Genomic DNA, 21998 nt, shown 5'->3' on the forward strand with positions numbered 1-21998 from the left:
CGCGATCAGCGCCGCAGCTCCCGTTCCCCCACCGGCTCGGCCTCGCGCCGGTCCGGTTCGCCCAGAACCTCGATGGCGTCGGCGGTAGCCTCCAGGGTCGGGCCGCGCCAGACCTCCAGGATGCCGCGGACCCGCACGCGCCGGCCTTCGAGCGATGCCGCACTCAAACCACGGGCACGCATCATTCGCCAAGTGCGTTTCGGTACCATGACCGTGAGGCCGTCCGCGCCGCGGGCCACGAAGTCGAGATAGGTGCGGGCGCTGCGCTCGCCGACATGGCCGATCCGGCCCTCCACCACGGCGAAGCGCCCGGCCAGCGCCCGGAGCGCCGGGCCGTCCGCGGCTTGCAGGACCGGGTCGCGCCACAAGCCGCGCTTGCTGTCCCGGGCCCCGGCCTCCACCGCGCGCAGGGCCGGGCGGCACAGGCCGTCGCGCTCGTTCGCGTCCGCGACGGCGAGCCCGGCACCGATCAGGCCGCCCGCGAGATCAATGTCGCCATCCGCGACTTGGCCATCCACGACTCGGCCATCCACGACTCGGCCATCCGCGACTCGGCCATCCGCGACCTGGATGTCGGCCCGCTCCCGGCCCCAGCGGTCGGGCGGCCCGCGCGGGACCACGATCAGGCGCAGCCCCCGCCGGGCGTCCAGCCAGGCGCGCGCCGCCTCCGCGGCGTCCGGGGCGTCCGGCCAGCGCAGGGAATCGAGCACCGCCCGGGCACCGGAGCCGAGGCGGATCTCGCCCCGCAACCCGATCCCGTCGAGGGTCTCGGAGCGAGCCGGTCCCTGGCGGCAGTCTCCGGATTCCGAGCCCGCGGCTCCGGCCTGCCCGGCAAGGCCGCAGGCCGCCAGCACCAGCGCCGCCGCGCGGCACAGCCGCCACCCTGCCGTCGTCCGGATCATCGACCGCCTCCCGGATCGACCATGCTCCCGGATCGACCATGCCCCGGAACGCCGGCGCATGCACCGCGCGGTTGGCCTGTCCGGACGTTGATGCTATGGAAATCGCGGTCGTCTCCGTAGCTCAGCTGGACAGAGCACAGGTTTCCTAAACGGTCACAATTGGGCGTCGCGCCGGGAAACCACGCGACGGATCCGCTCAAAGTCGGGGAAAGCTTCCGGCGCCGGGACACCGGCGTCCTGCCGATCCCGAGCCAAGCCCGCCCGGCGCGAACGCGTCGGCGGGAAGGTGTAGAGACTAGACGGGCGGCACCTAACGGCCGGGCGCGAGCGCCGGCCCACGGTGAAGGGATAGTCCAGGCCACGAACGCGGCTCTCCGGGGGCGCGGCGGCGAAAGCCGAAGTGGTATGAAACCTGGGGTCGCAGGTTCGAGCCCTGCCGGGGACACCAGAATCCAGGTCGCGGACGTGTGTCCGGCGCTGCGCGGAAACGTTTACCGCGATGATGGCCCGCCGGTGACACGGACTCGCGATGCGGTTAAGCTTCGCCGCCCGAAATTCGCGGCAGGGGTAGGCAAGTTCTACATGGCGGGTCAGAAAACCGATCAGCGCGACGTGTATGTCGGTCAACGCATCGCCGAGCAGCGCCGGAAGGCGTCGCTGACGCAGCGCCGCGTCGCGCAGAGTTTCGGGATGTCGGCAGCACAGTTGCAGAAGTACGAGAAGGGCACCAACCGGATCAGCGCCGTCCATCTCGATATCTTCTCCCGGATGACCGGGGTGCCGATGGATTACTTCTTCAAGGGCATGCCGCGGAACGACGACTTCACGGCGCCGGGCTTCGCGGAGCCGGAGCAGGCCCCCTTGAGCGAGGGCGGCGGCCTGCAGGGCCTGGCCGAGATCGTCGGGCGTCACATCACCGAGCATTTCACCGAGGAAGCCCGCCGGGACGTCGCCGCCGCGATCCGCGCGCTGGACAATAAGCTCAACGGCTGATTGCTGAGGCGCGCCGCGGACGGGCGTTTTTTCACCCGTTTCGTGCGTTATAGCGGATCTGTTCGGCGATCCGCCTTGACCGTCCTCCGACCGGGTGCGAGAACCCCGACCCCATAAGGGTCGAACGCCGCGATCGCGACGGCGTACCCGTGATCGGGATCCGTCCAGATGCCGCGTTCCAACTACCTGTTCACCAGTGAGTCGGTCTCCGAGGGCCATCCCGACAAGGTCAGCGACCGCATCTCCGATACGGTGGTGGACGCCTACATCGCGGCGATGCCGGAGGCCCGGCTCGGGGTCGAGACCATGACGACCACGAACCGCGTCGTCATCGCGGGCGAGGTGCGCGGCCCGGATTCGGTGACCTTCGAGAACCTCGAGGAGCTGACCCGCCAGGCCGTGAAGGACATCGGCTACGAGCAGGACGGCTTCCACTGGAAGCACAACGAGGTCGCGATCTACCTCCACGCCCAGTCCGCCGACATCGCCCAGGGCGTCGACGCGGCGGGCAACAAGGACGAGGGCGCGGGCGACCAGGGCATCATGTTCGGCTACGCCGCCGACGAGACCCCGGAGCTGATGCCGGCGCCGCTGTTCTACGCCCACAAGATCCTCAAGGACCTCGCCGACGCCCGCAAGAAGGGCGAGGGCGATGCCGCCAAGCTCGGGCCCGACGCCAAGAGCCAGGTCACGGTCCGCTACGAGAACGGCCGCCCGGTCGAGGCGACTCAGATCGTGCTCTCCACCCAGCATCTCGACGAGTCCCTGGACTCGGCCGACGTGCGCGCCATCGTCGAGCCCTACATCCGGGCGGCCCTGCCGCAGGGCTGGGTCAACGAGGGCACCGTCTGGCACGTCAACCCGACCGGCAAGTTCGTGATTGGCGGCCCGGACGGCGATTGCGGCCTCACCGGCCGCAAGATCATCGTCGACACCTACGGCGGCGCGGCTCCGCACGGCGGCGGCGCCTTCTCGGGCAAGGATCCGACCAAGGTCGACCGCTCGGCGGCCTACGCGGCCCGCTACCTCGCCAAGAACGTGGTCGCGGCCGGGCTGGCGCGGCGCGCCACGATCCAGCTCGCCTACGCGATCGGCGTCTCCAAGCCGCTGTCGATCTACGTCGACCTGCACGGCACCGGCCAGGTCGACGAGGCCAAGCTCGAATCCGTCTTGATGGACGCCATGGACCTGTCGCCCCGCGGCATCCGCACGGCGCTCGGCCTGAACAAGCCGATCTACGCCCGCACCGCGGCCTACGGCCATTTCGGCCGCGCCCCCGAGGCGGATGGCGGCTTCTCCTGGGAGCGCACCGACCTCGCTCAGAAGCTGAAGTCGGCGCTGTCGTAAGGCAGCCCGCGCTCCAGCGCCGAACCACCCGCCAGCGCGTCGTCCTCCATCCGGGACGGCGCGCTGGCGTTTTCGTGAGTCCCGGTTTCGAAAGGTCTTGGACCTTTCGCGGGTCCAGGGCAGAGCCCTGCTTCGGGGTCGTGAGCCCCTGGAACCCCGTCCCCGCCCGGTGCGCGGACGACGCGTTGGTAATCGATGTCTGACCTCAACGGACGGCCCGGCCATGAGGCCGACGAGCCGGAGCGAGCCTTCTTCGGGCGGCGCAAGGGCAAGCGCCTGCGCGGCCTGCAGGAGCGGCGCCTCGCCGAGCTTCTGCCGGCGCTCCGCGTCGATCTCCCGGCGGACGACGGCCCGCTCGATCCGCGCACGCTGTTCCCGACCCTCGGCGGCGCGCCGGAGGCGGTCTGGCTCGAGATCGGCTTCGGCGGCGGCGAGCACCTCGCCGCCCAGGCCGAGGCGCATCCCGGGATCGGGATCATCGGCGCGGAGCCGTTCGTCAACGGCGTGGTCAAGCTGCTGGCCGCGATCGAGGCGCGGTCCTTGCGCAACGTGCGCATCCGCGACGAGGACGTCACCGCCCTGCTGGCGCGCCTGCCGGACGCCTGCCTGGACCGGGTCTACCTGCTCTATCCCGATCCCTGGCCGAAGCGCCGCCAGCGCAAGCGCCGCTTCGTCTCGGACGCCTCCCTGGCGGAGATCGGCCGCGTCCTGAAGGATGGCGGCCTGTTCCGCTTCGCCAGCGACATCGACGACTACGCCGGCTGGACCCTGGTCCGGGCCGCCCGCTGCCCGGTCCTGACCTGGACGGCATCGGACGCGCGCGACTGGACCCGGCCGTTCCCGGGCTGGCCCGGGACCCGCTACGAGGCGAAGGCGCTGGCGGCGGGGCGGCGCCCGACCTATCTGGAGTTCTCCCGCGGGCCGCGCTGAGCGGACGGGTCGCCGCAGCCGAAGCGGGACGCCTTGCCACGGCCACGCTCGGACGCCATCCTGCGGCGCCTTCGCGGTCGGGACCGCGGCAGGGGGGCATCTCGTGCGGGAGCGCGCCGCGGCGCGTTCGAGGGTTTTTCCGAGTGGGCGAGAGCGTGGGGCAGGACCCGGCGACGGACGACCCGTATCGCGCGGGCTTCGACGATGCCGCGATCGGCCTCGTCGTGCTCTCAGTGGACGCGGCGGCCATCGACGCGGCCAACCCGGTTCTGCATGACCTGCTCGGCTGGCCGCCGGGCAGCCTGGCCGGCCGCGCCACCGCGGATCTGCTCGCGGAGGACGGGCCCGAGGGCCTGGATGACGGCATCCAGGGCTGGCGCCGGGCGGACGGGACCGTGATCGACGTGCGGGTGCGGCGCTCCGGCCGGACCCTCGTGGTCGAGGCCGCGGACGCGGACGCGGCTGCGCATTCCGAGGCGAACCGCGAGGCGCTGGCGACCGCCGGCCTCGGCGAATGGCGCTGGGACCGGGCGACCGGCCTGCTGACCCTGTCGCGCCGGGCCGCCCGGATCCTAGGGCGCCAGCCGGGGCGGTCCGTGCCGTGGGACGAACTCAAGAGCGGCCTGTCCGATCCGGAGCTGGCGCGCCTGCGCGCCACCGTCTCGGAGGCGTGCCGGGCCGGTGAATCCTACCATTTCGATACGCCGGTGACCGTGGCCGGGCGCACCGTGATCCTGCGGGTGCGGGGGCAGGCCGTGCCGGGACGCGACGGCGCGGTCCCTCACGGATCTGGCGCGGGTCCCGCTCGCGACGCGCTCGAGACCTGGTCCGGCATGGTCGGCGTCGTCCAGGACATCACCACCCGGGTCGAGGCCCGGGACGAGATCCTGTCGCGCGACCAGCGCCTGCGGGTGGCGACCACGATCGCCAAGCTCGGCATCTTCGAGTGGCACATGCTCGAGGACCAGGCGATCTGGGAGAACGAGCACATGTACGAGATCTTCGGGCACGCGCCCGAGGACGGGACCATCGGCAAGAACGAGTTCCTGAGCGACATCCTCCACCCGGACGACCGGGCTCGGGTCCGGCACGCGATCTCGAAGGCGCTGCGCGAGGACGGGATCCTGCAGATCGGCGGCCGGATCCGGCGGAAATCCGACGGGGTGTGGCGCACCATCGACATGGCCGGCCGGTTCGAGCGGGACGCCCCCGAGCGCCTGCCGCGGCGCCTGATCGGCGTGGTCGCCGACGTGACCGACCGGCGGATCGCCGAGGAACGCCAGAGCCTGCTGATCCGCGAGCTGCACCACCGGGTGAAGAACACGCTCGCCACCGTGCAGGCGATCGTGGGCTCCACGGCGCGCACGGCCTCGAGCATCGAGAGCTTCTACGAGGCCTTCGTCGGGCGGATCAAATCGCTCGCCCACACCCATGCGGTGCTCACCGAGGATACCTGGCAGACCGCCTCGCTCACGAACCTGCTGCTCAGCGAGCTGAAGCCCTACGCGGAGGTGACGCCCGACGGCGGGGCCGAGGGGCGGATCAGCCTCGACGGCCCGGCGATCGACCTGCCCTCCGAGATCGCGGTGCCGATCGGCATGGCGATCCACGAGCTCACCACCAACGCGGCCAAGTACGGGGCGCTCTCGAACCGCACCGGGCGGGTCGCGGTGACCTGGACCCTGGAGCCCGGGGGGCCGGCCGGGATCCTGCTGTTCCACTGGCGGGAGACCGGCGGGCCGCCGGTCCAGCCACCGAGCCGCCAGGGTTTCGGTTCGCGCCTGCTGCAGCGGGTGCTGATCACCCAGGTCCAGGCCGAGGTCGAGACCGACTACGACCCGGAGGGCTTCAGCCTGACCATGCGGGCCCCGATCCCACCGCGCAACGACAGCCTCAACCCGCTGGCCTGACGGGTGCGACCCATCAGGCGGCGCCGCGCGCGCCGGATTCGCCGCCGCCGTCCACGAAGGCCTTCAACTCGTCCAGCGACGCGAAGGTGAAGCGGCCCTGCGGCGTCTCCGCCTCGATCGAGCCGTCCTCGAACATCACGTAGGTGTTCCCGCCCGAGGCGTAGCGCCCCACGACGGTGCGGGTCTCGGGCTTCGCGTCGGGCTCGGGATCCGGCGCCGCGTCGAGGCCCGGGCGCAGGGCCGGGGGCTCCAGGGGCGGCACCGGCTGTTGTGGCGGCGCTTCCGGCGCCGCGAACAGGTCGTCCTCCGGGCTGCGCTCGGCCATCGCGGCCGCGATCGGGTCCGGGGCGGGCCGGTGGGGCGGCTCCGGATCCGTCACCGGAAGGGTGGGGAAGGCCTGGATCGGGAAATCCGATTCGACCGCGGCCGGCCTCTGCGGCTCCGCGATTCTGGGAGCTTCGGCCGGCGCGGGCGGCATGTCCCCGGACAGGCGCAGGCTGGGCTCGATCCGCGGCCGCTCGGGATCGAAGGCCGGCTCGACGATCGGCGGCACGATGAAGGCGGGGGCGGCCGGCAGCACCGGCGGCAGCCGCGGGGCGCTCTCCACGGCGGGGCCGGAGGGGGCCGAACTCAGGGCCGGCCGCATTCCGATCGTCCGCTCCAGCCGCCGGAACACCAGGGCGAGCACGCCGATCCCGAACAGCACCGCGCCCGACGAGGCCGCGACCGATCCCGCGATCACCATCGCGAGGCCGCTCTCCAGACGCACATAGGGAAAGCCCTGGATCACGGCGGCGCAGCCCCCGATGGCCATGGCGGCGGCGAGCGCAAACAGCGCAGCGATCATGTTACTCTCGAGAAACGGGCCGGCTTACCGCCGACGCTTACGGCGTGGCGCACAGTAAGGCCTTGCGGTCATATTGCAAAACCCGGTGGCGAGATTGCCCGGGAATACCGGTTCTCGACGCGTGTCGGGCCGGACATCCGAAGCGGTGGGGCACGCATCCGCCGGAACTTCGCGCCAAGCCTGGCCGCAACGGCGTTGCCGTCGCGCGGGCACCGACTTACCTAGCGAGTCGTGACCCGGAAGCCCCCGCCGGGGACGAGGCCGCCCATGGCTGGGGCGGGCTGCTGTTTCCCGTGAAACACAGCCGGCTCCAGCTCCTTGTTATCGCACGGTGAGCGCGGAACGCCGGACCCGGCTCTTCCGCATCGTGCCTCAAGCGGAGACAGACCCTATGACCTTTACGCTGCCGGAACTGCCCTACGCCTACGACGCGCTCGGGCCGTACATGTCGAAGGAAACCCTCGAGTTTCACCACGACAAGCACCACAAGGCCTACGTCGATACCGGCAACAAGCTGCTCGAGGGCACGGATCTCCAGGGCAAGAGCGTCGAGGAGATCGTCAAGGCCGCCTACAACACGAATCAGCCGCTCTTCAACAATGCCGGCCAGCACTACAACCACATCCACTTCTGGCAGTGGATGAAGCCCAATGGCGGCGGCGCGATCCCCGGTGCGATCGCCAAGAAGATCGACGAGGATCTGGGCGGGGCCGAGAAGTTCAAGGCGGACTTCATCCAGGCGGGCGTCAGCCAGTTCGGCTCGGGTTGGGCCTGGCTCGCCGTCAAGGACGGCAAGCTCGCGATCCTGAAGACCCCCAACGGCGAGAACCCGCTGGTCCACGGCGCCAAGCCGATCCTCGGCGTCGACGTGTGGGAGCACTCCTACTACATCGACTACCGCAACCGCCGCCCCGACTATCTCAAGGCGTTCATCGAGAACCTGGTGAACTGGGAGCACGTCGAGAAGATGTACGGCGAGGCGACCGCCTGAGCCCCTTCCGATGAGCCGGCGCCGCGGGCCGATCGTGTCCGCGGCGCCCTTGAGATGGCGGACAAAAGCGGCTCTTGATGCGGCTCCCGGGATGACCCGGGCTGTACCGGGGTAACAGGTCATTTCCAGCCCAGTCCGTAGGACCGCATCGCGCCGCAGGACGCCCTCGACGATTTGTGCGTCCTCACCGTCCCCACTCCGCGGGGGAGGGTGGGCCGGCCGTCAGGCCGGGCCGGATCGTGCCGAAGTCCCGCACGGGGGCGCGCGCGACGATGGGGGATGTGGCTCCCGTCGCGCTCCTTCAAGGCGCACTGCTCCCCTCTCCCGACCCTCTCCGGGGGCTACCCTCCCCCGCAGGGGGGTGAGGGTGGGGACTCGTCCATGATCCGCTCCATCCTCTCGGTGGGCGGCTGGACCCTGGTCTCGCGCGTCACCGGCTTCGCCCGGGACGTGGTGATGGCCGCCGTGATGGGCGCGGGGCCGATGGCCGACGCCTTCGTGGTCGCGTTCCGGCTGCCGAACCATTTCCGCGCGATCTTCGGCGAGGGGGCGTTCAACACCGCCTTCGTGCCGGCCTATGCCGGGCTCGCCGAGGCGGGCAGCTCCGGCGAGGCGCACCACTTCGCCGACCGCGTCTTCACCCTGATGCTGATCGTGCAGCTCGTGCTGCTCAACCTCGCCCTGCCGGCGATGCCCTGGGTGGTGCACGCCCTGGCGCCGGGCTTCGCCGAGGACGGCGAGCGCTTCCAGCTCGCGGTGGCGCTGACCCGGATCACCTTCCCGTACCTGCTGTTCATGACGCTGGTGACGCTGCTGTCGGGCATCCTCAACGCCCACCGGCGCTTCGCCGTGGCGGCAGGCGCCCCGGTGCTGCTCAACCTCACGATGCTGGCGGCCCTGTCGCTCAGCTTCCTGTTCCCCAACGCCGCCTACGCGGCCGCCTGGGGCGTCGCGGTCTCGGGGGTGCTGCAGTTCGGCCTGCTGTGGTGGGGCTGCCGCCGCGCCCGGGTGATGCCGGATCTGGCCGTGCCGCGCTCCGACCCGGCGCTGAAGCGGTTCTTCGTGGTGCTCGGGCCCGCGGTGATCGGGGCGGCGGGCTTCCAGATCGCGACCTTCGCCGACACGATCATCGCCAGCTGGCTGCCCACAGGCGCGGTCTCGGCCCTGTACTACGCCGACCGGCTCTACCAACTGCCGTTCGGGGTGATCGCGATCGCGGCCGGCACGGTGCTGCTGCCGGAGATGAGCCGGCGGATCGCTTCCGGCGACGTCGCCGGCGCGCACGCGGCGCAGAACCGGGCGGCGGGGTTCTCCCTGGCCCTGTCGGCGCCGTTCATGGTCGCGTTCCTGACCATCCCGGGCCTGATCATGGCGGCGCTGTTCCAGCGCGGCGCCTTCGGGGCCGAGGATGCCGCCCGGGCCGCCTCGGTGCTGGCCGCCTACGGGCTCGCCCTGCCCGCCGTGGTGCTGGTGCGCAGCGCGGTGGCAAGCTTCTACGCCCGCCAGGACACCAGGACCCCGCTCTGGGCGTCGCTGACGGCGATCGGGGTCAACGTCGCGCTCAAGCTCTGGCTCACCGGGCCCTACGGCGTCACCGGCCTGGCGCTCGCCACCGCGGTCAGCCAGTGGGTGAACCTGCTGCTGCTGGTCGTCCTGGCCCGCCGCCGCGGCTGGACGGCGCCCGGCCGCACCCTCGGCCTCACGGTGCTGGGCGTGGGGCTCGCCTGCCTGGCGCTGGCCGGGGTGGCCGTCTACGGCCAGGGGCTGGCCGAGGCGCTGGTGCCGGCCCTGGCGCATGGGCGCGAGATCGCTGTCCTGGCCCTGCTCGGGCTGGCCGGGGCTCTCGTCTACGGCGGCCTGCTGGCGGGGCTGCTGCACCTGTTCGGCCTGCGCCTGCGCCGGGCCTGACGCATCGTTCCGAACGCCGGCGCGGCCCCCGTTCGGCACGATGCTGTAGACCATGGTCCGGATACCGGCGTTCGGACGATGGTCTACAGCGATCGTCCGATCGAGTTGGGCTCGCCGCCGCGCCTTCGAGTCCCAGATCGCCCGTAGGGCCCCAGTGAGGAACGCCATGACCGACGCCAAGGACCTGCTCGCGGGCGTGAAGGCCGTCCTGTTCGACGCCTACGGCACGCTGTTCGACGTGAGCGCCGCGGTCCAGCGCTACGCCGACGCGGTCGGGCCGGATGCCGAGCACCTCTCCGAGGTCTGGCGCAACAAGCAGCTCGAATACAGCTGGACGCTGTCGCTGATGGGCCGCTACGCCGCCTTCTGGGACCTCACGGTGCGCGCCCTCGACTACGCGCTGGCGGTCCATCCGGGGGTGGATCCCGGATTGCGCGAGAAGCTCCTCGACGCCTACCGGGACCTCGATGCCTATCCCGAGGTGCCGGGCGTGCTGGCGGCCTTGCGCAAGCGCGGCCTCCGCACGGCGGTCCTGACCAACGGCAACGCCGCGATGGTCGACCGCGCCGTGGCCTCGGCGGGGCTCGCCGACCATCTCGACGCGGTGCTCTCGGTGGACGACGCGCAGGTGTTCAAGACCCACCCGGACGCCTACCGGATCGCGCTGGTCCGGCTCGCGGTCGGGGAGGCGGACGTGCTGTTCTGCTCGTCCAACCGCTGGGATGTGGCGGGCGCCAACGCGTTCGGGTTCCGGACCGCCTGGGTGAACCGCCGGGGGCTGCCCGACGAGTACGCGGATCTCGCGCCCACGGGCGTGATCGGTTCGCTCGACGGGCTGCTCTGAGCAGAGCGGCCCGGGGCGCCTCGCCGCGCCCCGGGGCCCTGCATCTTGGGCCATGCACCTTGGGCCCTGCATCTTGGGCCCCTGCGTCTCAAGCCCCTGCATGTTGGACTAAAGTCGCGCTTGCAACGTGCCGCCCGCGCACTCGGTTCGCCCCTGACTCGGACGCCAGCCTTGTGAGCGTCGAGCGCGAGGGAACGTCTGATGAAGCGCATAGTGTTGGCAGCCGCATGTTGCGTCGGCGTGGCGGGCCCCGCCTGGGCCCTGGACGTGACCAAGTCGGTCGACGTCGCCGCGTCGCCCGAGGCGGTATGGAAGACCATCGGCGGGTTCTGCGGGATCGGCGACTGGCATCCCGCGATCGAGAAATGCGTCCCGTCCAAGAAGGGCGCCAAGGATGTCCGCACCCTCAGCCTGAAGGGCGGCGGCACCATCGTCGAGGAGCAGGAATCCCGCGACGACGCGAAGATGGCCTACACCTACACGATCCTGGAGGGGCCGCTGCCCGTCACGGATTATCATTCGACCCTCATGGTCGCGAAGGCCGGCAACGGCTCCAAGGTGACCTGGACGGGCACGTTCAAGGCCAAGGGCGCCCCCGATCCCAAGGCGCAGGAGGCCATCGCGGGCGTGTACGAGTCCGGGCTGAAGGGCATCGCCGCCAAGGCGCAGTGACGGTACGGTAAGGTCGCGGCGGCAGCGGGCGGAGGCGCTCCGCTGCCGCCGCCCGCTGCCGGCGGCACAACGGGTACGCGATCGAATTGCGCAGCTTCGGAGATTTTTAATCGTCCCGGTGTTGGATCATCCTCAACACGGACGGGAGACTTAGCGCGTGGCCACGAACGGTTCCTTCATGACGATCCGCGCCGGGGCCGCAGCCCTCGCCGCTTCCCTGGTGCTCGGGGCCGTCGCCCCGGCCACCGCCCGCGACCAGACTGGCGCGATCCTCGGCGGCCTCGCGGCCGGCGTGGTCGGCGGTGTGGTCGGCGGCGCCCTGGTCAACGGCGCCAACCAGCCCCCGCCGCCCCCGCCGGAGTACCGCCCGCGCCGGGTCCTGGTCGAGGAGCCCGAGACCGTCGTGGTGCGCGAGCGCCGCGGCCCGATCTGCCACTACGAGCGCCGCAAGGAATGGCTCGGCGACGGCGAGTTCACCTACCGCCGCGTTGAAGTCTGCGAGTAATTCACTTTCCCGTCGTCGCGTCCGCGCCGCGTCCCCCGGGGCGCGGCGCGTCCTATTTCACCACCAGCCAATCCTCGACCACGAGGGCGTCGAGGCCGGTGGTGTAGAACATCAGGATGGCGTCCTCCGCGCTGTCGAGGATCGGCTTGCCCATCACGTTGAAGCTGGTGTTGAGCAGGATCGGCACCCCGGTGATGTCCGCGAAGGCGCGGATCAGCGCCGCATAGGCGGGGTTGCGCTCCGGCGTGACGCTCTGGAGCCGGCCGGTGCCGTCCTGGTGGACCACCGCCGGCACGCGGGCGCGGACCGGCGCGCGCCAGACCAGCGTGCGCTCCATGTAGGGGCTGTCGGCGTAATCCTCGAACCAGTCCGGCCCGGCCTCCGCCAGGATCGAGGGCGCGAACGGCCGGAACGCCTCGCGGTACTTCACCTTGGCGTTCAGCGCGTCCTTGGCGCCCTCCGGCCGCGGATCGGCCAGGATCGAGCGGTTGCCGAGCGCCCGGGGGCCGAACTCCGCCCGGCCCTGCACCCAGCCGACGAGGCCGCCCGCGGCGAGAATTTCGGCGGCGGCCCGGGTCGCCTCCGCGTGGCCGACGCGTCGGGCCCGCGGCTCCTGCTCGGCCAGCCGCTCCATCGGGGCGGTGGAGACCCGGGAGCCGAGATAGGGCGTCAGCGGGCGCGAGGCCGCGGGCGGGCCGGCCCAGTCCGGATGGTCCTCCGCGTAGGCGAGCCACGCGGCGCCCACTGCGTTGCCGTCGTCGGCCGGCGCCGAGGGGACGTGCAGCCGGGTGAAGCCGGAGCGGCCGAGCACCCGACCGTTATACGACGAGTTGAGCCCGCAGCCCCCGGCGATCACGAGGTTCTCGGAGGGGCCGAGGGCCGCCGCCTCGGCCACCAGCACATCCATCAAAGTCCCAAAAAAATCCTGGCCGCAGCGGGCGAGGTCGGCCCAGCCCTGCTCCCGGGCGTCCGCGGGGCGGCGCGCGCGGAGTTCGGCGGCGACCGCCTGGATCGTGGCGGCCTCGGCGAAGCGCAGGCGCCCGGCCTCGACCGTGCAGAGGCGGGCCAGCAGGGCGGCCAGCTCCGGGTCGGGGCGTCCGTAGGGGGCGAGCCCCATGATCTTCCATTCCTCGCCCTTCACCTGGTCGAAGCCGGCGAGATCGGTGACGAGCCCGTACAGGAAGCCGAGCGAGCCGCGTCCGCGGTGGCGGCGCAACTCCGTGAGCCGGCCGTCCCGCAACCGGTAGATCGCGACCGCGCCGGTTTCGCCCATGCCGTCGACCACCAGGGCGGTGGCCTCCGCGAACGGGCTGCCCCACAGCCCGTAGGCGGCGTGGCAGAGATGGTGCGGGTAGCGCCGCTGCCCGGCGATCGTCGCGCGCGGCGTCCCGGTGATCCGCGCCTCCTGGTTGAGGGCCAGCAGCGTGCCGTGGCCGGCCCGCGCCTGCGCGGCGTGGAGGTCGGCGATGAACACCCGCTCGGCCTGCTCGGGCACGAAGGAGCGGTTGAGCGCCGTGGTGTGGGCGGCCAGCGCCATCAGGTCGAACGCGCCGGCCCCGGCTTGCCCGCGCAGGAAGTCGGCGAACTGGCCCCCCCAGGACGAGGCGACCACGATCTCCGATCCGGCCGGCACGTAGTCCTGCACGAGGCCGGTCACCCGGGCCGGGATGTCCGGCTCGCAGTTCGGGGCGCGCTTGTACTGGAGGAAGCGCTCCGTGGCCTCGGCGAACAGCACGGCGCCATCGGGCCCGACGAGGGCGAGCGCTGGATCGTGGAAGGTCGTGGCGAGGCCGAGATAGAACCGCATGGATAGGCGGGTAGCGCATTTTCGCGCGCAACGGAGCCCGGGGGCGGCCGCTACCGGATGGCCGCGGGGCGAGGCACCAGCAGGAGGATCGCCGCCCCGGCGAGTCCCGACAGGGCCGAGCCCGCGAGCACGCCGAGCTTCACCGCGGTCTCGTGCTGCGGATCCGCGAAGGCCAGGCCGCCGATGAACAGGCTCATGGTGAAGCCGATCCCGCACAGGACCGCGACGCCGTAGACCTGGCCCCAGCCGGCCCCGGCCGGGCGCTGCGCCCATCCGAGCGCGACCGCGAGCCGCAGGCTGGCGAACACGCCGGCCTGCTTGCCCAGGAACAGCCCGGCGGCGATGCCGAGCGTCACCGGCTGGAGCAGGGCGTCGAGCGTCAGGCCGGTCAGGTCGACGCCGGCATTGGCGAAGCCGAAGACCGGGACCACCAGGTAGGTGATCCAGGGCGCCAGGGCGTGCTCCAGGCGGTGCAGCGGCGAACTGACGTCCTCCGGCCGGCCGGGGCTCACCCGGATCGGGATCGTGAGCGCCAGCAGCACGCCGGCCACGGTGGCGTGGATCCCGGAGCGCAGCACCAGCACCCACAGCACCAGGCCGAGCAGCAGGTAGACCGGCAGCCAGGTCACGCCCACCCGGTTGAGGCCGTAGAGGCCGGCGAGCACGAGGGCGGCGAGCCCCAGCATCCCGGCATCGAGCCCGGAGCCGTAGAACAGCGCGATCACCACCACGGCGCCGAGGTCGTCGACGATGGCCACGGCGCTCAGGAAGATCTTGAGCGAGACCGGCACCCGCTTGCCGAGCAGCGCCAGGACGCCGAGCGCGAAGGCGATGTCGGTCGCCGCCGGGATCGCCCAGCCGCGCAGGGTCCCGGCGCCGAGATTGGCCGCCGCGTAGACCAGGGCCGGCATCGCCATGCCGCCGAACGCCGCGATGCCGGGCAGCACCCGGTCCGGCCAGGTGCGCAGCCGCCCGTCGAGCGCCTCGCGCTTGATCTCCAGCCCGACCAGCAGGAAGAACCCGGCCATCAGGCCGTCGTTGATCCAGTGCTGCACGCTCATCGGCCCGAGGGCGGCGTGGAGCCCGTGCGCGTAAGCGGCAGCGAACGGGCCGTTGGCGACCACGAGGGCCAGCGCCGCCGCGGCCATCAGGATCAGCCCACCCGCGGCCTCGCTCGCGAGCATGGTGCGGATGGCCGAGAGCGGGCGCGGACCGCGGGCCGATGGGGCACGGCCGGGATTCGGAGGCGGCTTCATCGCGGGCAGGCTTGGCGTGGTTTGCGAGCGGGGGCAAGAGGTGACGGCAAGAGGCGGGGCGGGCCGCCATCTGTCCGTGTATCGGTCCTTGCGCTATCCTGCCGCCGTTCGAGAGGGAGAGGTGCAGGGAATGGCTGTACCGAAAACCACATCCGTGCAGCGGAAGCGGGCGCCGCGGCCATCCGCGCGAATCCATGCCACCGTGCTGGAGGAAGCGCAGCAAGCCGGGCTGCTCGATGGAGAGACGTCCGAGCACGTGAGCTTCCGTGTGCCGCCCGCCCTGGTGGATGCCGCCAAGCGGGAGGCTGGGATCACGTCGACAACCGAACTCGGCATGGTCGCCCTGGCGCTCCTGGCTCAATCCGATCCCGTCGCGGATTTTCTCGGTCGCACGGCGGGACGGCTCGGGGCAGACCACGATCTCGACACCGGCTCCCATTGAGCGTGGACCTGCGTGGCGCGCTTCGGCGGCGCAAGCCGGACAAGCGAAGCGTCCGCCTCGTTCCGCGTCCGTAGAGCGAACGCCCGGATTGGACGACCTTCGACGCGGCGACGCCTGTGGCCCTCGTCCTGGACACGAGGGTCTATATCCATAGCGCTGCCGGCAGGCTGCCCGAGGCGCTGCACCGGCTCATAGAGCGGGCGCTGCTGTTTCACTGTGCCGTCGCTCTCGCCGAACTGTCGGTCGGGGTGGCCGCCGCCGATCCGCATGGACCGAACTGGGCGGCACTGCGCGATCACTATGCCGAACTCTTCAGCCGCATACCGGAGACGCGCCTGCTGGCGCCCGACGCACAGACCTTCGCGGATGCCGGACTTGTCGCCGGCACCCTCGCGCGCCTCCAGGGCTACCAGAGGCATCAGCGCACGGCCTGCCTCGCCGATGCGCTCATCTTCCTGACCGCCGTGCGGGCTGGCCTTCCCGTTCTGACGGCCAATCGCGAGGATTTCGATCTCATCCAGCAACTGGCGCCGGAGGGGCGGTTCCTCACTTACGAGCGCACCTGAACCCTCGAGCGCATCGTTCCGAAAGCTGGCGGCCACCTTTCGGAACGATGCTTCAGGACGTCCGCCCCAAAACCGCGCGGATCAACCCCAGCCCGTCCGGGCTCGACCAGGCGGCGGGGCCCTTCATCACCCCGATGGTGCAGCCCTGCGGGTCGATCAGCATCGTGGTCGGCAGGCCCGGGGATTGCGTGTCGCGCTGGATCGCGGGCAGCACGCGCCCGCCCGGGTCGGCGTAGAAGGCGAGGGCGTGGATGCCAGCCTTTTTCAACCATTCCGGCGGCTTGTCGAGGTTGCGGGTGTCGACGTTGATCGCCACGACCGTGAAATCCGGCCCGCCGAGTTCCGCCTGGAGGCGGTCGAGCGCCGGCATCTCGGCCTTGCAGGGGGCGCACCAGGTCGCCCAGAGGTTGACCAGCAGCAGCCGGCCCTTGAGGTCGGACAGCCCGGTCTCGGCGCCGTCCGGCCCCTTGAACCGGATCTCCGGCGCGGGCCGCGCCTGCGTCACGGCCTGCATGCCGGCGACCTCGCCCTTGGCGGACGCATCGACCCGGGCGACCGCTTGTGTTGCCCCCGCGCAGGGCTGGGGCGCCCCGGCCATGTTGCCGGGCAGGAGACCGCTCCCGTATAGGGCGGTCCCAAGGACGGCGAGCGCAGCGAGGCCCGCGCCGGCCAGGATGGATGTGCGGCCGGGCATCAGGCTCGGCCCTCGGGACGTTCAGGGCGCGGAAGGATCGACATGAGCAACCGGATGTGGGGCGGCCGCTTTGCCAGCGGCCCGGCGGAGATCATGGAGGAGATCAACGCCTCCATCGGATTCGACAAGCGCCTCGCGCCCCAGGATATCCGCGGCTCGCTGGCGCATGTGGCGATGCTCGGCGCGGCCGGCATCCTCCCGGCAGACGATGTGGCCGCGATCGAGGCCGGGCTCAAGTCCGTCCGCGACGAGATCGAGGCGGGCCGGTTCGTGTTCAAGCGCGAGCTCGAGGACATCCACATGTCGGTGGAGAGCCGGCTCACCGAGATCGTCGGCCCGGCCGCCGGGCGCCTGCACACCGCGCGCTCGCGCAACGACCAGGTCGCCACCGACATGAAGCTGTGGGTGCGCGACACCCTCGACTCCCTCGACCAGCAGGCCGCCGACCTGCAGCGGGCGCTGGCGGACACGGCGCTCAAGCACGCCGGCACGGTGATGCCGGGCTTCACCCATCTCCAGTCGGCCCAGCCGGTCACCTTCGGCCATCATTGCCTGGCCTATGTCGAGATGCTGGCCCGGGACCGCGGCCGGTTCCGCGACGCGCGGGCACGGCTCAACGAGTGCCCGCTCGGCGCCGCGGCGCTCGCCGGCACGTCCTTCCCGATCGACCGGCACGCCACCGCGTCCGCGTTGGGATTCGACCGGCCCACCGCCAACTCCCTGGATTCGGTCGCCGACCGCGACTTCGCCCTGGAATCGCTCGCCGCCGCCTCGATCTGCGCCGTGCATCTCTCGCGCTTCGCCGAGGAGCTGGTGATCTGGACCTCGGCGCAGTTCAACTTCGTCAAGCTGTCGGACGGCTACACCACCGGCTCGTCGATCATGCCGCAGAAGCGCAACCCCGACGCGGCCGAGCTGGTGCGGGCCAAATCCGGCCGGATCATCGGCGCGCTCACCGGCCTGCTGGTCGTGATGAAGGGCCTGCCGCTCGCCTATTCGAAGGACATGCAGGAGGACAAGGAGGGCACGTTCGACGCCCTCCAGGCGCTCTCCCTGTGCCTGGCCGCCATGACCGGCATGGTGAAGGACCTGGAGCCCAACGCCGCGGTGCTCGCCCGAGCCGCCGGTTCCGGCTACGCCACCGCCACCGATCTCGCCGACTGGCTGGTGCGCGAGCTCGGCCTGCCGTTCCGCCAGGCCCATCACGTCACCGGCCGCCTGGTCGGCGCCGCCTCGGCCAAGGGGGTGGGACTGGAGGACCTGTCGCTGCCCGAGATGCAGGAGGCCGAGCCGCGCATCACCGACGCGGTCTACGCCGTGCTCGGGGTCGAGAACTCGGTGGCCAGCCGGACCAGCTACGGCGGCACCGCGCCGGACAACGTCCGGACGCAGGCGCAGGGCTGGATCGAACGGCTCGGCTGACGGCGCACCCGCAGCGGGGGCGGGAGATCGGGGCTGCGCCGCCGAACCGGTATCCACTTCGGCGGCGAGCGCTCTGGGCCGGTGTCCCGCCGGCTCGGCCGGATCGGCCAGGGGGCCTCAGGACGATGAGGTCTTGAGTTCGGCCTCGCTCCGGTTCGCATGCAGCGAGGCCTGAAAGTTCAGGTGCGCCTGCGACGGCCGGCTGTCGATTGCCTTTCTGGCCTGCTCGTCGCGCTCCAGCTTGGCGTCCCGGACCTTGTTCTCGGCCGCCTGCTTGTCGATCCTGTCGGTCGCGCTGGATTGCTGCGCGCGGTGCGCTTCTGCGGCGTGCTGCTCGGCGGGCCGGGCTGTCGTCGCGTTGACCTTGTCCATGGCGAGAGATCCTGTGGTTTCGGTGCGCGCGTCAGAAGACGCGAGGCCAGATGCCGCTCGGGCGGGCGCCCGAGGCGGCGATATCGGTCTGGATCGCGGGATCGATCCGCGCGGGCGCGGCCGATTGGCGGGCCATGACCCGCCGCATCGTCCGCTTCAGCGCCAGGGCCTCGTCCAGCATCGCGTGCGCGTCGGCCTGGACGCCGCCGTCGTCGATCCGATCGTCCGATTCGTGCCGGAGCAACGCGCCGGGATAAGGTGCGTCCTCCAGCGGGGATCGGGGCAGATCGGACGTGTCGGCGGCGGCCGGATGCGGGGAGGCCGCGCCCGGATCGTCCGCCGCCACGGCGTTCAGGCCCATCGCCGTGTTCAACACGTCCGCGAAAAGGCCCGCCGCAGCCCGCGGCATGTCGGAGCTTCCTGCGTCCCGCTCGGGCGCCGCGCCGACATCGATCGCCGCCGCAGCCTCGGCGAGCGTCGCCTGTGTGAGGGCCCCGTCCCCGCCGGCGGCGGCGTAGTCCCGGGCGGCATCGGCGATCTCCCGGGCCACCTCGGTCAACGCCTCGGCGATGCGGGCCGCCGCCTTGGTGTCCCCGGAGGCCGCGGTCGCCAGGGCCTCCGCCTTGAGCCGTCGGAGCTTCTGGCCGGCCGCCTGAAGCGCGGAGGCGGCGACGTCCCGTCCGCTGGTCCGGGCCGACGCCAGGGACAGGAGGACGCCGCTGATCTGGGACAGCTTGGCGTAGCCCAGCCGTTCCGCGGCGGCCAGCGGCGACCCCGCCTGGGGCTCCGGCCCGGGACCGGTCGCCGGCGCGGCATCGCCGGGATTCCCGACGAGGCCCGGATGCTCCGCCCTGTGCGTCCCCGGCCATTGTGCCCGTTCGGGCGCCGCCACCCTGTTCACAGATCCAACCATGGCCATCCTGCCCTGCGGAACTGTCGTGCGCCGGCGGACTCAAGTCATGCCGGCCCACATCATGTGCGCTTTGTTTGAGGATTTTGCAAACGCGACGCTGATTTTACAGGTGTCGTCTAAAATAAATCTTTTGCGGAGATCTATTTTAGCCTCGATGGTCATCATAACAAACAGAGCGAGGTCTTATTACCTCTCGCCGGGGGATACTGGCAAAAACCGAAACGCTCGGGCTCAGGGGCCTCGGATCTGACATCCCCGGCGCCCCCTGGTCTCGCCCGCCGGGATCTGTCAGATGCCGCCCATGACCTTGTCGATTCACCGCGCGGCCGCTGCGATCCGCAGCCGCATTAACGGCCCGGCCTGATCCGTCAGGCCGGGTCTGCCCGCCCGTGAACACTCTGGCGCCCGGTGCGCCGTGCCCAAGGTCGACCGTCATGCCTGCCCAACAAGCGACGCTGCATCTCGTCTGCGGTAAGATCGCCGCCGGCAAATCGACGCTCACCGCCCGCCTCGGCGCGGCGCCCGGCACCATCGTGGTGGCCGAGGATCGCTGGCTCGCCCGGCTGTATCCCGACGAACAGGCCACCCCGGCCGATTATGTCCGCCATTCGACCCGTCTGCGCGGCGTGATGGGCCCGCACGTGGTCGACCTGCTCCGGGCCGGGCTCTCGGTGGTGCTGGATTTCCCCGCCAACACGCGCGCCAGCCGGGACTGGATGCGCACCCTGTTCGAGGAAGCCGGCGCAGCCCACCGGCTCCACTATCTCGATGTGGCCGATGACGTGTGCAGGGCGCGCCTGCGGACGCGGAATGCGGCCGGCACGCATGAGTTCACCGTTACCGACGCGCAATTCGCGCTGTTTACACAATACTTCGTGGCGCCGACCCAGGACGAGGGCTTCGACCTGGTCGTCCATCGCCCGTGAGCTCGAACGCGAGGCGTGGCGCCGCTGGCTCCGGAGCGGTCGCACGACAGCCGGGGGATCATCCGGTCGGCCCTTCATTGAGCCTCCGATCCCGCGCCCTGTGAACGCTGCGCCGGATCACCGCGCTGTCCGGCCCGCGGTCGGCTCCGGCCTATCCGGGATGATATACGGCACCCGGATCAGGGACTTCTCAGAAGTCCCGCTCGTGCGCCCGGGACGCTTCGTCTCTGCGTTGCCCAGCCTCGGCCGGCGCGCCGTCGTGGGCTACGACGCGACCGTGCTGCGCGTCGGCCATGCCGGGCTTGATGCCGTCGATGATCGCAACCTCGCGCGCGACCTACGCGGACACAGCCTCGGCCGCGAGGCAGGATTGGCTGCGCCGGGTATCGGTCCCTGCGCCTCCCTCCGCCCGCTCCGACCCGGCGGGGGCGATGCTCCACACCAACCCACAGGCCCGGCGGAAATTTGTGCATCGCAACCTTCCGCCGGCCCGCGCGTTCACCCTCTGGCTAAGTGTGGTCCGTTAGAAGCTCGGCTGTGTGGATCGGAGATCGCATGATGCCTGTCGAGAGTTGGCTGAAGCCGGACGAGGTGCCAGACCTCGCGGCACGGGCCACCGCCATGATCGATGCCGCCCTGACGGGCTCGGGCCTGACCCGGGAAACCTACTGGTCGGCCGTCCGCAAGGGCTACAACACCCCCTACAACGATCCGCCCCGCAAGCGCGCCGCGCCGGCTCAGCCGAACGCCGTCACGCCCGCCGCCGCACAGGCCGAGCCGGCCGCGACCGTGCCAGTGCCCGCGGCGGTGATCGCGGCGCTGGCCGCCGAGGTGCGGGCCGTCTGAGCCGGTCCGCCGCGCGCCGGGCCGCCATCGCTTCGGCCGACCGCGAATCGCGGTGACCGAAGATCCCGGCCGCGATGAAGACCTTGGCCGCCATCTTGCCGACTTCTTACGCGAGCTTCACTATTCCCGATCCCCGGTCCGGCCCCGCGCATGGGGCCGCCCGTCGTCAGGAAGTGAAGATGGTCCGCGTCCCCCGCCTGCTCCCGGTCGGAGCCCTCGCCCTGCTCGCATCCGGTCTCGTCACCGGCCTCGTCGGCGCCGTTGTCGGGAGCGTCGGCCTGTCCGCGTCGGTCGCCCAGGCCCAGGAGGCGCAGCCGGACGGCTTCACGGATGCCGCCCCCGCCCGGCGCGGGCGCCGCTCGCGCCGGGAGCGGACGCCGCGGGCCGAGAAGAAGGCCGCGACCCCACCCGGGATGCAGCAGGCCACCCCGGTGGCGATCTTCGGCGACTGGAACGTGTTCGTGAACGGCGATGGCCGCGCCAAGCTCTGCTACGCCATCGCGCAGCCGCAGGCCCGCTCGCCCAAGACCCTGAAGCGCGACACCGCCTACCTGTTCGTGAGCGTGCGCAAGGGCGAGAACGTCCAGAACGAGGTCGCGGTGATGTTGGGCTTCCCGTCAAAGCCCGCGGCCTCCCAGGTCAAGCCGGGCTCCGCCGCGGCCCCGACGGACCCGAGCCTCAACCTCGGCGCCGGCCGCTACGGCCTCGTCGTGAAGGACGGGAATGCCTGGCTGCAGAACCCCGCCGAGGAGGCCCGGGTGGTCTCCGAGATGAGCGCGCGCAACCCGAAGCTGGTGATCAAGACCACCTCGCTGCGCGGCAACCCGACGAGCGACGAATATGCGCTCGCCGGGTTCGCGGAGGCGATGAAGCGCACCCGGGACGAGTGCGCGCGGTAGAGCGCG

Annotated in this window: 22 protein-coding genes; 15 read left to right on the forward strand and 7 right to left on the reverse strand. The window is 71.5% G+C overall.

Going from position 1 to position 21998, the window contains the following annotated elements; translation table 11 throughout:
* Positions 1-5: 5 nt before the first annotated feature.
* Positions 6-902, reverse strand: coding sequence for a pentapeptide repeat-containing protein (locus AC0IY0_RS22775; protein WP_471765638.1), 897 nt, complete (start codon positions 900-902; stop codon positions 6-8).
* 582 nt (positions 903-1484) lie between these two features.
* Here AC0IY0_RS22775 and AC0IY0_RS22780 point away from each other — a divergent pair.
* The 4 genes from AC0IY0_RS22780 (at position 1485) to AC0IY0_RS22795 (ending at position 6082) form a co-directional block, all read left to right on the forward strand.
* Positions 1485-1895 carry a helix-turn-helix domain-containing protein gene (locus AC0IY0_RS22780; RefSeq protein ID WP_147909408.1) on the forward strand — a complete coding sequence of 137 codons (411 nt, stop codon included), beginning with the start codon at positions 1485-1487 and terminating at the stop codon, positions 1893-1895.
* Between the two features lie 168 nt (positions 1896-2063).
* Positions 2064-3242: a methionine adenosyltransferase gene (gene metK / locus AC0IY0_RS22785; protein WP_147909404.1), complete on the forward strand. Its 1179-nt coding sequence runs from the start codon at positions 2064-2066 to the stop codon at positions 3240-3242.
* Between the two features lie 195 nt (positions 3243-3437).
* Positions 3438-4172 carry a tRNA (guanine(46)-N(7))-methyltransferase TrmB gene (trmB, locus tag AC0IY0_RS22790; RefSeq protein ID WP_419829881.1) on the forward strand — a complete coding sequence of 245 codons (735 nt, stop codon included), beginning with the start codon at positions 3438-3440 and terminating at the stop codon, positions 4170-4172.
* Positions 4173-4315: 143 nt separating this feature from the next.
* Positions 4316-6082, forward strand: a complete 1767-nt coding sequence (locus tag AC0IY0_RS22795) for a sensor histidine kinase (protein WP_471765639.1) — start codon at positions 4316-4318, stop codon at positions 6080-6082.
* 13 nt (positions 6083-6095) lie between these two features.
* On the opposite strand, the gene AC0IY0_RS22800 is transcribed toward AC0IY0_RS22795, so the two are convergent.
* Positions 6096-6929 carry a hypothetical protein gene (locus AC0IY0_RS22800; protein ID WP_471765640.1) on the reverse strand — a complete coding sequence of 278 codons (834 nt, stop codon included), beginning with the start codon at positions 6927-6929 and terminating at the stop codon, positions 6096-6098.
* Positions 6930-7320: 391 nt separating this feature from the next.
* Between AC0IY0_RS22800 and AC0IY0_RS22805 the strand changes: the two genes are divergently transcribed.
* From AC0IY0_RS22805 to AC0IY0_RS22825, 5 genes are all read left to right on the forward strand, one after another.
* Positions 7321-7920 (forward strand): superoxide dismutase, encoded by a 600-nt coding sequence (locus tag AC0IY0_RS22805; protein ID WP_007567646.1) that lies wholly within the window; start codon positions 7321-7323, stop codon positions 7918-7920.
* 381 nt (positions 7921-8301) lie between these two features.
* Positions 8302-9828, forward strand: coding sequence for a murein biosynthesis integral membrane protein MurJ (gene murJ / locus AC0IY0_RS22810; RefSeq protein WP_147939939.1), 1527 nt, complete (start codon positions 8302-8304; stop codon positions 9826-9828).
* Between the two features lie 166 nt (positions 9829-9994).
* Positions 9995-10672 (forward strand): haloacid dehalogenase type II, encoded by a 678-nt coding sequence (locus AC0IY0_RS22815; protein WP_147909399.1) that lies wholly within the window; start codon positions 9995-9997, stop codon positions 10670-10672.
* Positions 10673-10873: 201 nt separating this feature from the next.
* On the forward strand, positions 10874-11344 hold the full coding sequence (locus AC0IY0_RS22820) for an SRPBCC family protein (RefSeq protein WP_147909398.1): 471 nt from the start codon (positions 10874-10876) through the stop codon (positions 11342-11344).
* 178 nt (positions 11345-11522) lie between these two features.
* Entirely contained in the window at positions 11523-11849 is a 327-nt protein-coding gene (locus AC0IY0_RS22825; RefSeq protein ID WP_147909407.1) for a hypothetical protein, read from the forward strand.
* A gap of 52 nt (positions 11850-11901) precedes the next feature.
* Here the strand turns inward: AC0IY0_RS22825 and AC0IY0_RS22830 are convergent, their stop codons facing one another.
* Positions 11902-13656 (reverse strand): carbamoyltransferase family protein, encoded by a 1755-nt coding sequence (locus AC0IY0_RS22830; protein WP_419829878.1) that lies wholly within the window; start codon positions 13654-13656, stop codon positions 11902-11904.
* Positions 13657-13706: 50 nt separating this feature from the next.
* Entirely contained in the window at positions 13707-14912 is a 1206-nt protein-coding gene (nhaA, locus tag AC0IY0_RS22835; protein WP_147909396.1) for a Na+/H+ antiporter NhaA, read from the reverse strand.
* A 130-nt stretch (positions 14913-15042) separates the two neighbouring features.
* On the opposite strand from nhaA, the gene AC0IY0_RS22840 reads away from it, so the two are divergent.
* Positions 15043-15354 (forward strand): hypothetical protein, encoded by a 312-nt coding sequence (locus AC0IY0_RS22840; protein ID WP_471765641.1) that lies wholly within the window; start codon positions 15043-15045, stop codon positions 15352-15354.
* A gap of 116 nt (positions 15355-15470) precedes the next feature.
* Positions 15471-15920 (forward strand): type II toxin-antitoxin system VapC family toxin, encoded by a 450-nt coding sequence (locus tag AC0IY0_RS22845; protein WP_471765643.1) that lies wholly within the window; start codon positions 15471-15473, stop codon positions 15918-15920.
* A 52-nt stretch (positions 15921-15972) separates the two neighbouring features.
* On the opposite strand, the gene tlpA is transcribed toward AC0IY0_RS22845, so the two are convergent.
* Complete coding sequence (gene tlpA, locus AC0IY0_RS22850) at positions 15973-16614, reverse strand: thiol:disulfide interchange protein TlpA (protein ID WP_471765645.1); 642 nt, start codon at positions 16612-16614, stop codon at positions 15973-15975.
* Between the two features lie 42 nt (positions 16615-16656).
* Between tlpA and argH the strand changes: the two genes are divergently transcribed.
* Complete coding sequence (gene argH / locus AC0IY0_RS22855) at positions 16657-18036, forward strand: argininosuccinate lyase (protein WP_147909393.1); 1380 nt, start codon at positions 16657-16659, stop codon at positions 18034-18036.
* Between the two features lie 117 nt (positions 18037-18153).
* On the opposite strand, the gene AC0IY0_RS22860 is transcribed toward argH, so the two are convergent.
* Both AC0IY0_RS22860 and AC0IY0_RS22865 read right to left on the reverse strand, forming a co-directional pair.
* Positions 18154-18408 (reverse strand): hypothetical protein, encoded by a 255-nt coding sequence (locus tag AC0IY0_RS22860; RefSeq protein WP_147909392.1) that lies wholly within the window; start codon positions 18406-18408, stop codon positions 18154-18156.
* Between the two features lie 31 nt (positions 18409-18439).
* The gene (locus AC0IY0_RS22865) at positions 18440-19321 is read right to left on the reverse strand and encodes a hypothetical protein (protein ID WP_471765646.1); all 882 of its coding nucleotides are present in this window, start codon (positions 19319-19321) and stop codon (positions 18440-18442) included.
* A gap of 434 nt (positions 19322-19755) precedes the next feature.
* Between AC0IY0_RS22865 and AC0IY0_RS22870 the strand changes: the two genes are divergently transcribed.
* From AC0IY0_RS22870 to AC0IY0_RS22880, 3 genes are all read left to right on the forward strand, one after another.
* On the forward strand, positions 19756-20247 hold the full coding sequence (locus AC0IY0_RS22870; protein WP_147939936.1) for a P-loop nucleotide/nucleoside kinase family protein: 492 nt from the start codon (positions 19756-19758) through the stop codon (positions 20245-20247).
* A gap of 558 nt (positions 20248-20805) precedes the next feature.
* Positions 20806-21093, forward strand: a complete 288-nt coding sequence (locus AC0IY0_RS22875; RefSeq protein WP_147909389.1) for a hypothetical protein — start codon at positions 20806-20808, stop codon at positions 21091-21093.
* A gap of 179 nt (positions 21094-21272) precedes the next feature.
* Entirely contained in the window at positions 21273-21992 is a 720-nt protein-coding gene (locus AC0IY0_RS22880) for an invasion associated locus b family protein (protein ID WP_147909388.1), read from the forward strand.
* Positions 21993-21998: the final 6 nt, after the last annotated feature.

Source organism: Methylobacterium sp. AC315 (assembly GCF_979253755.1).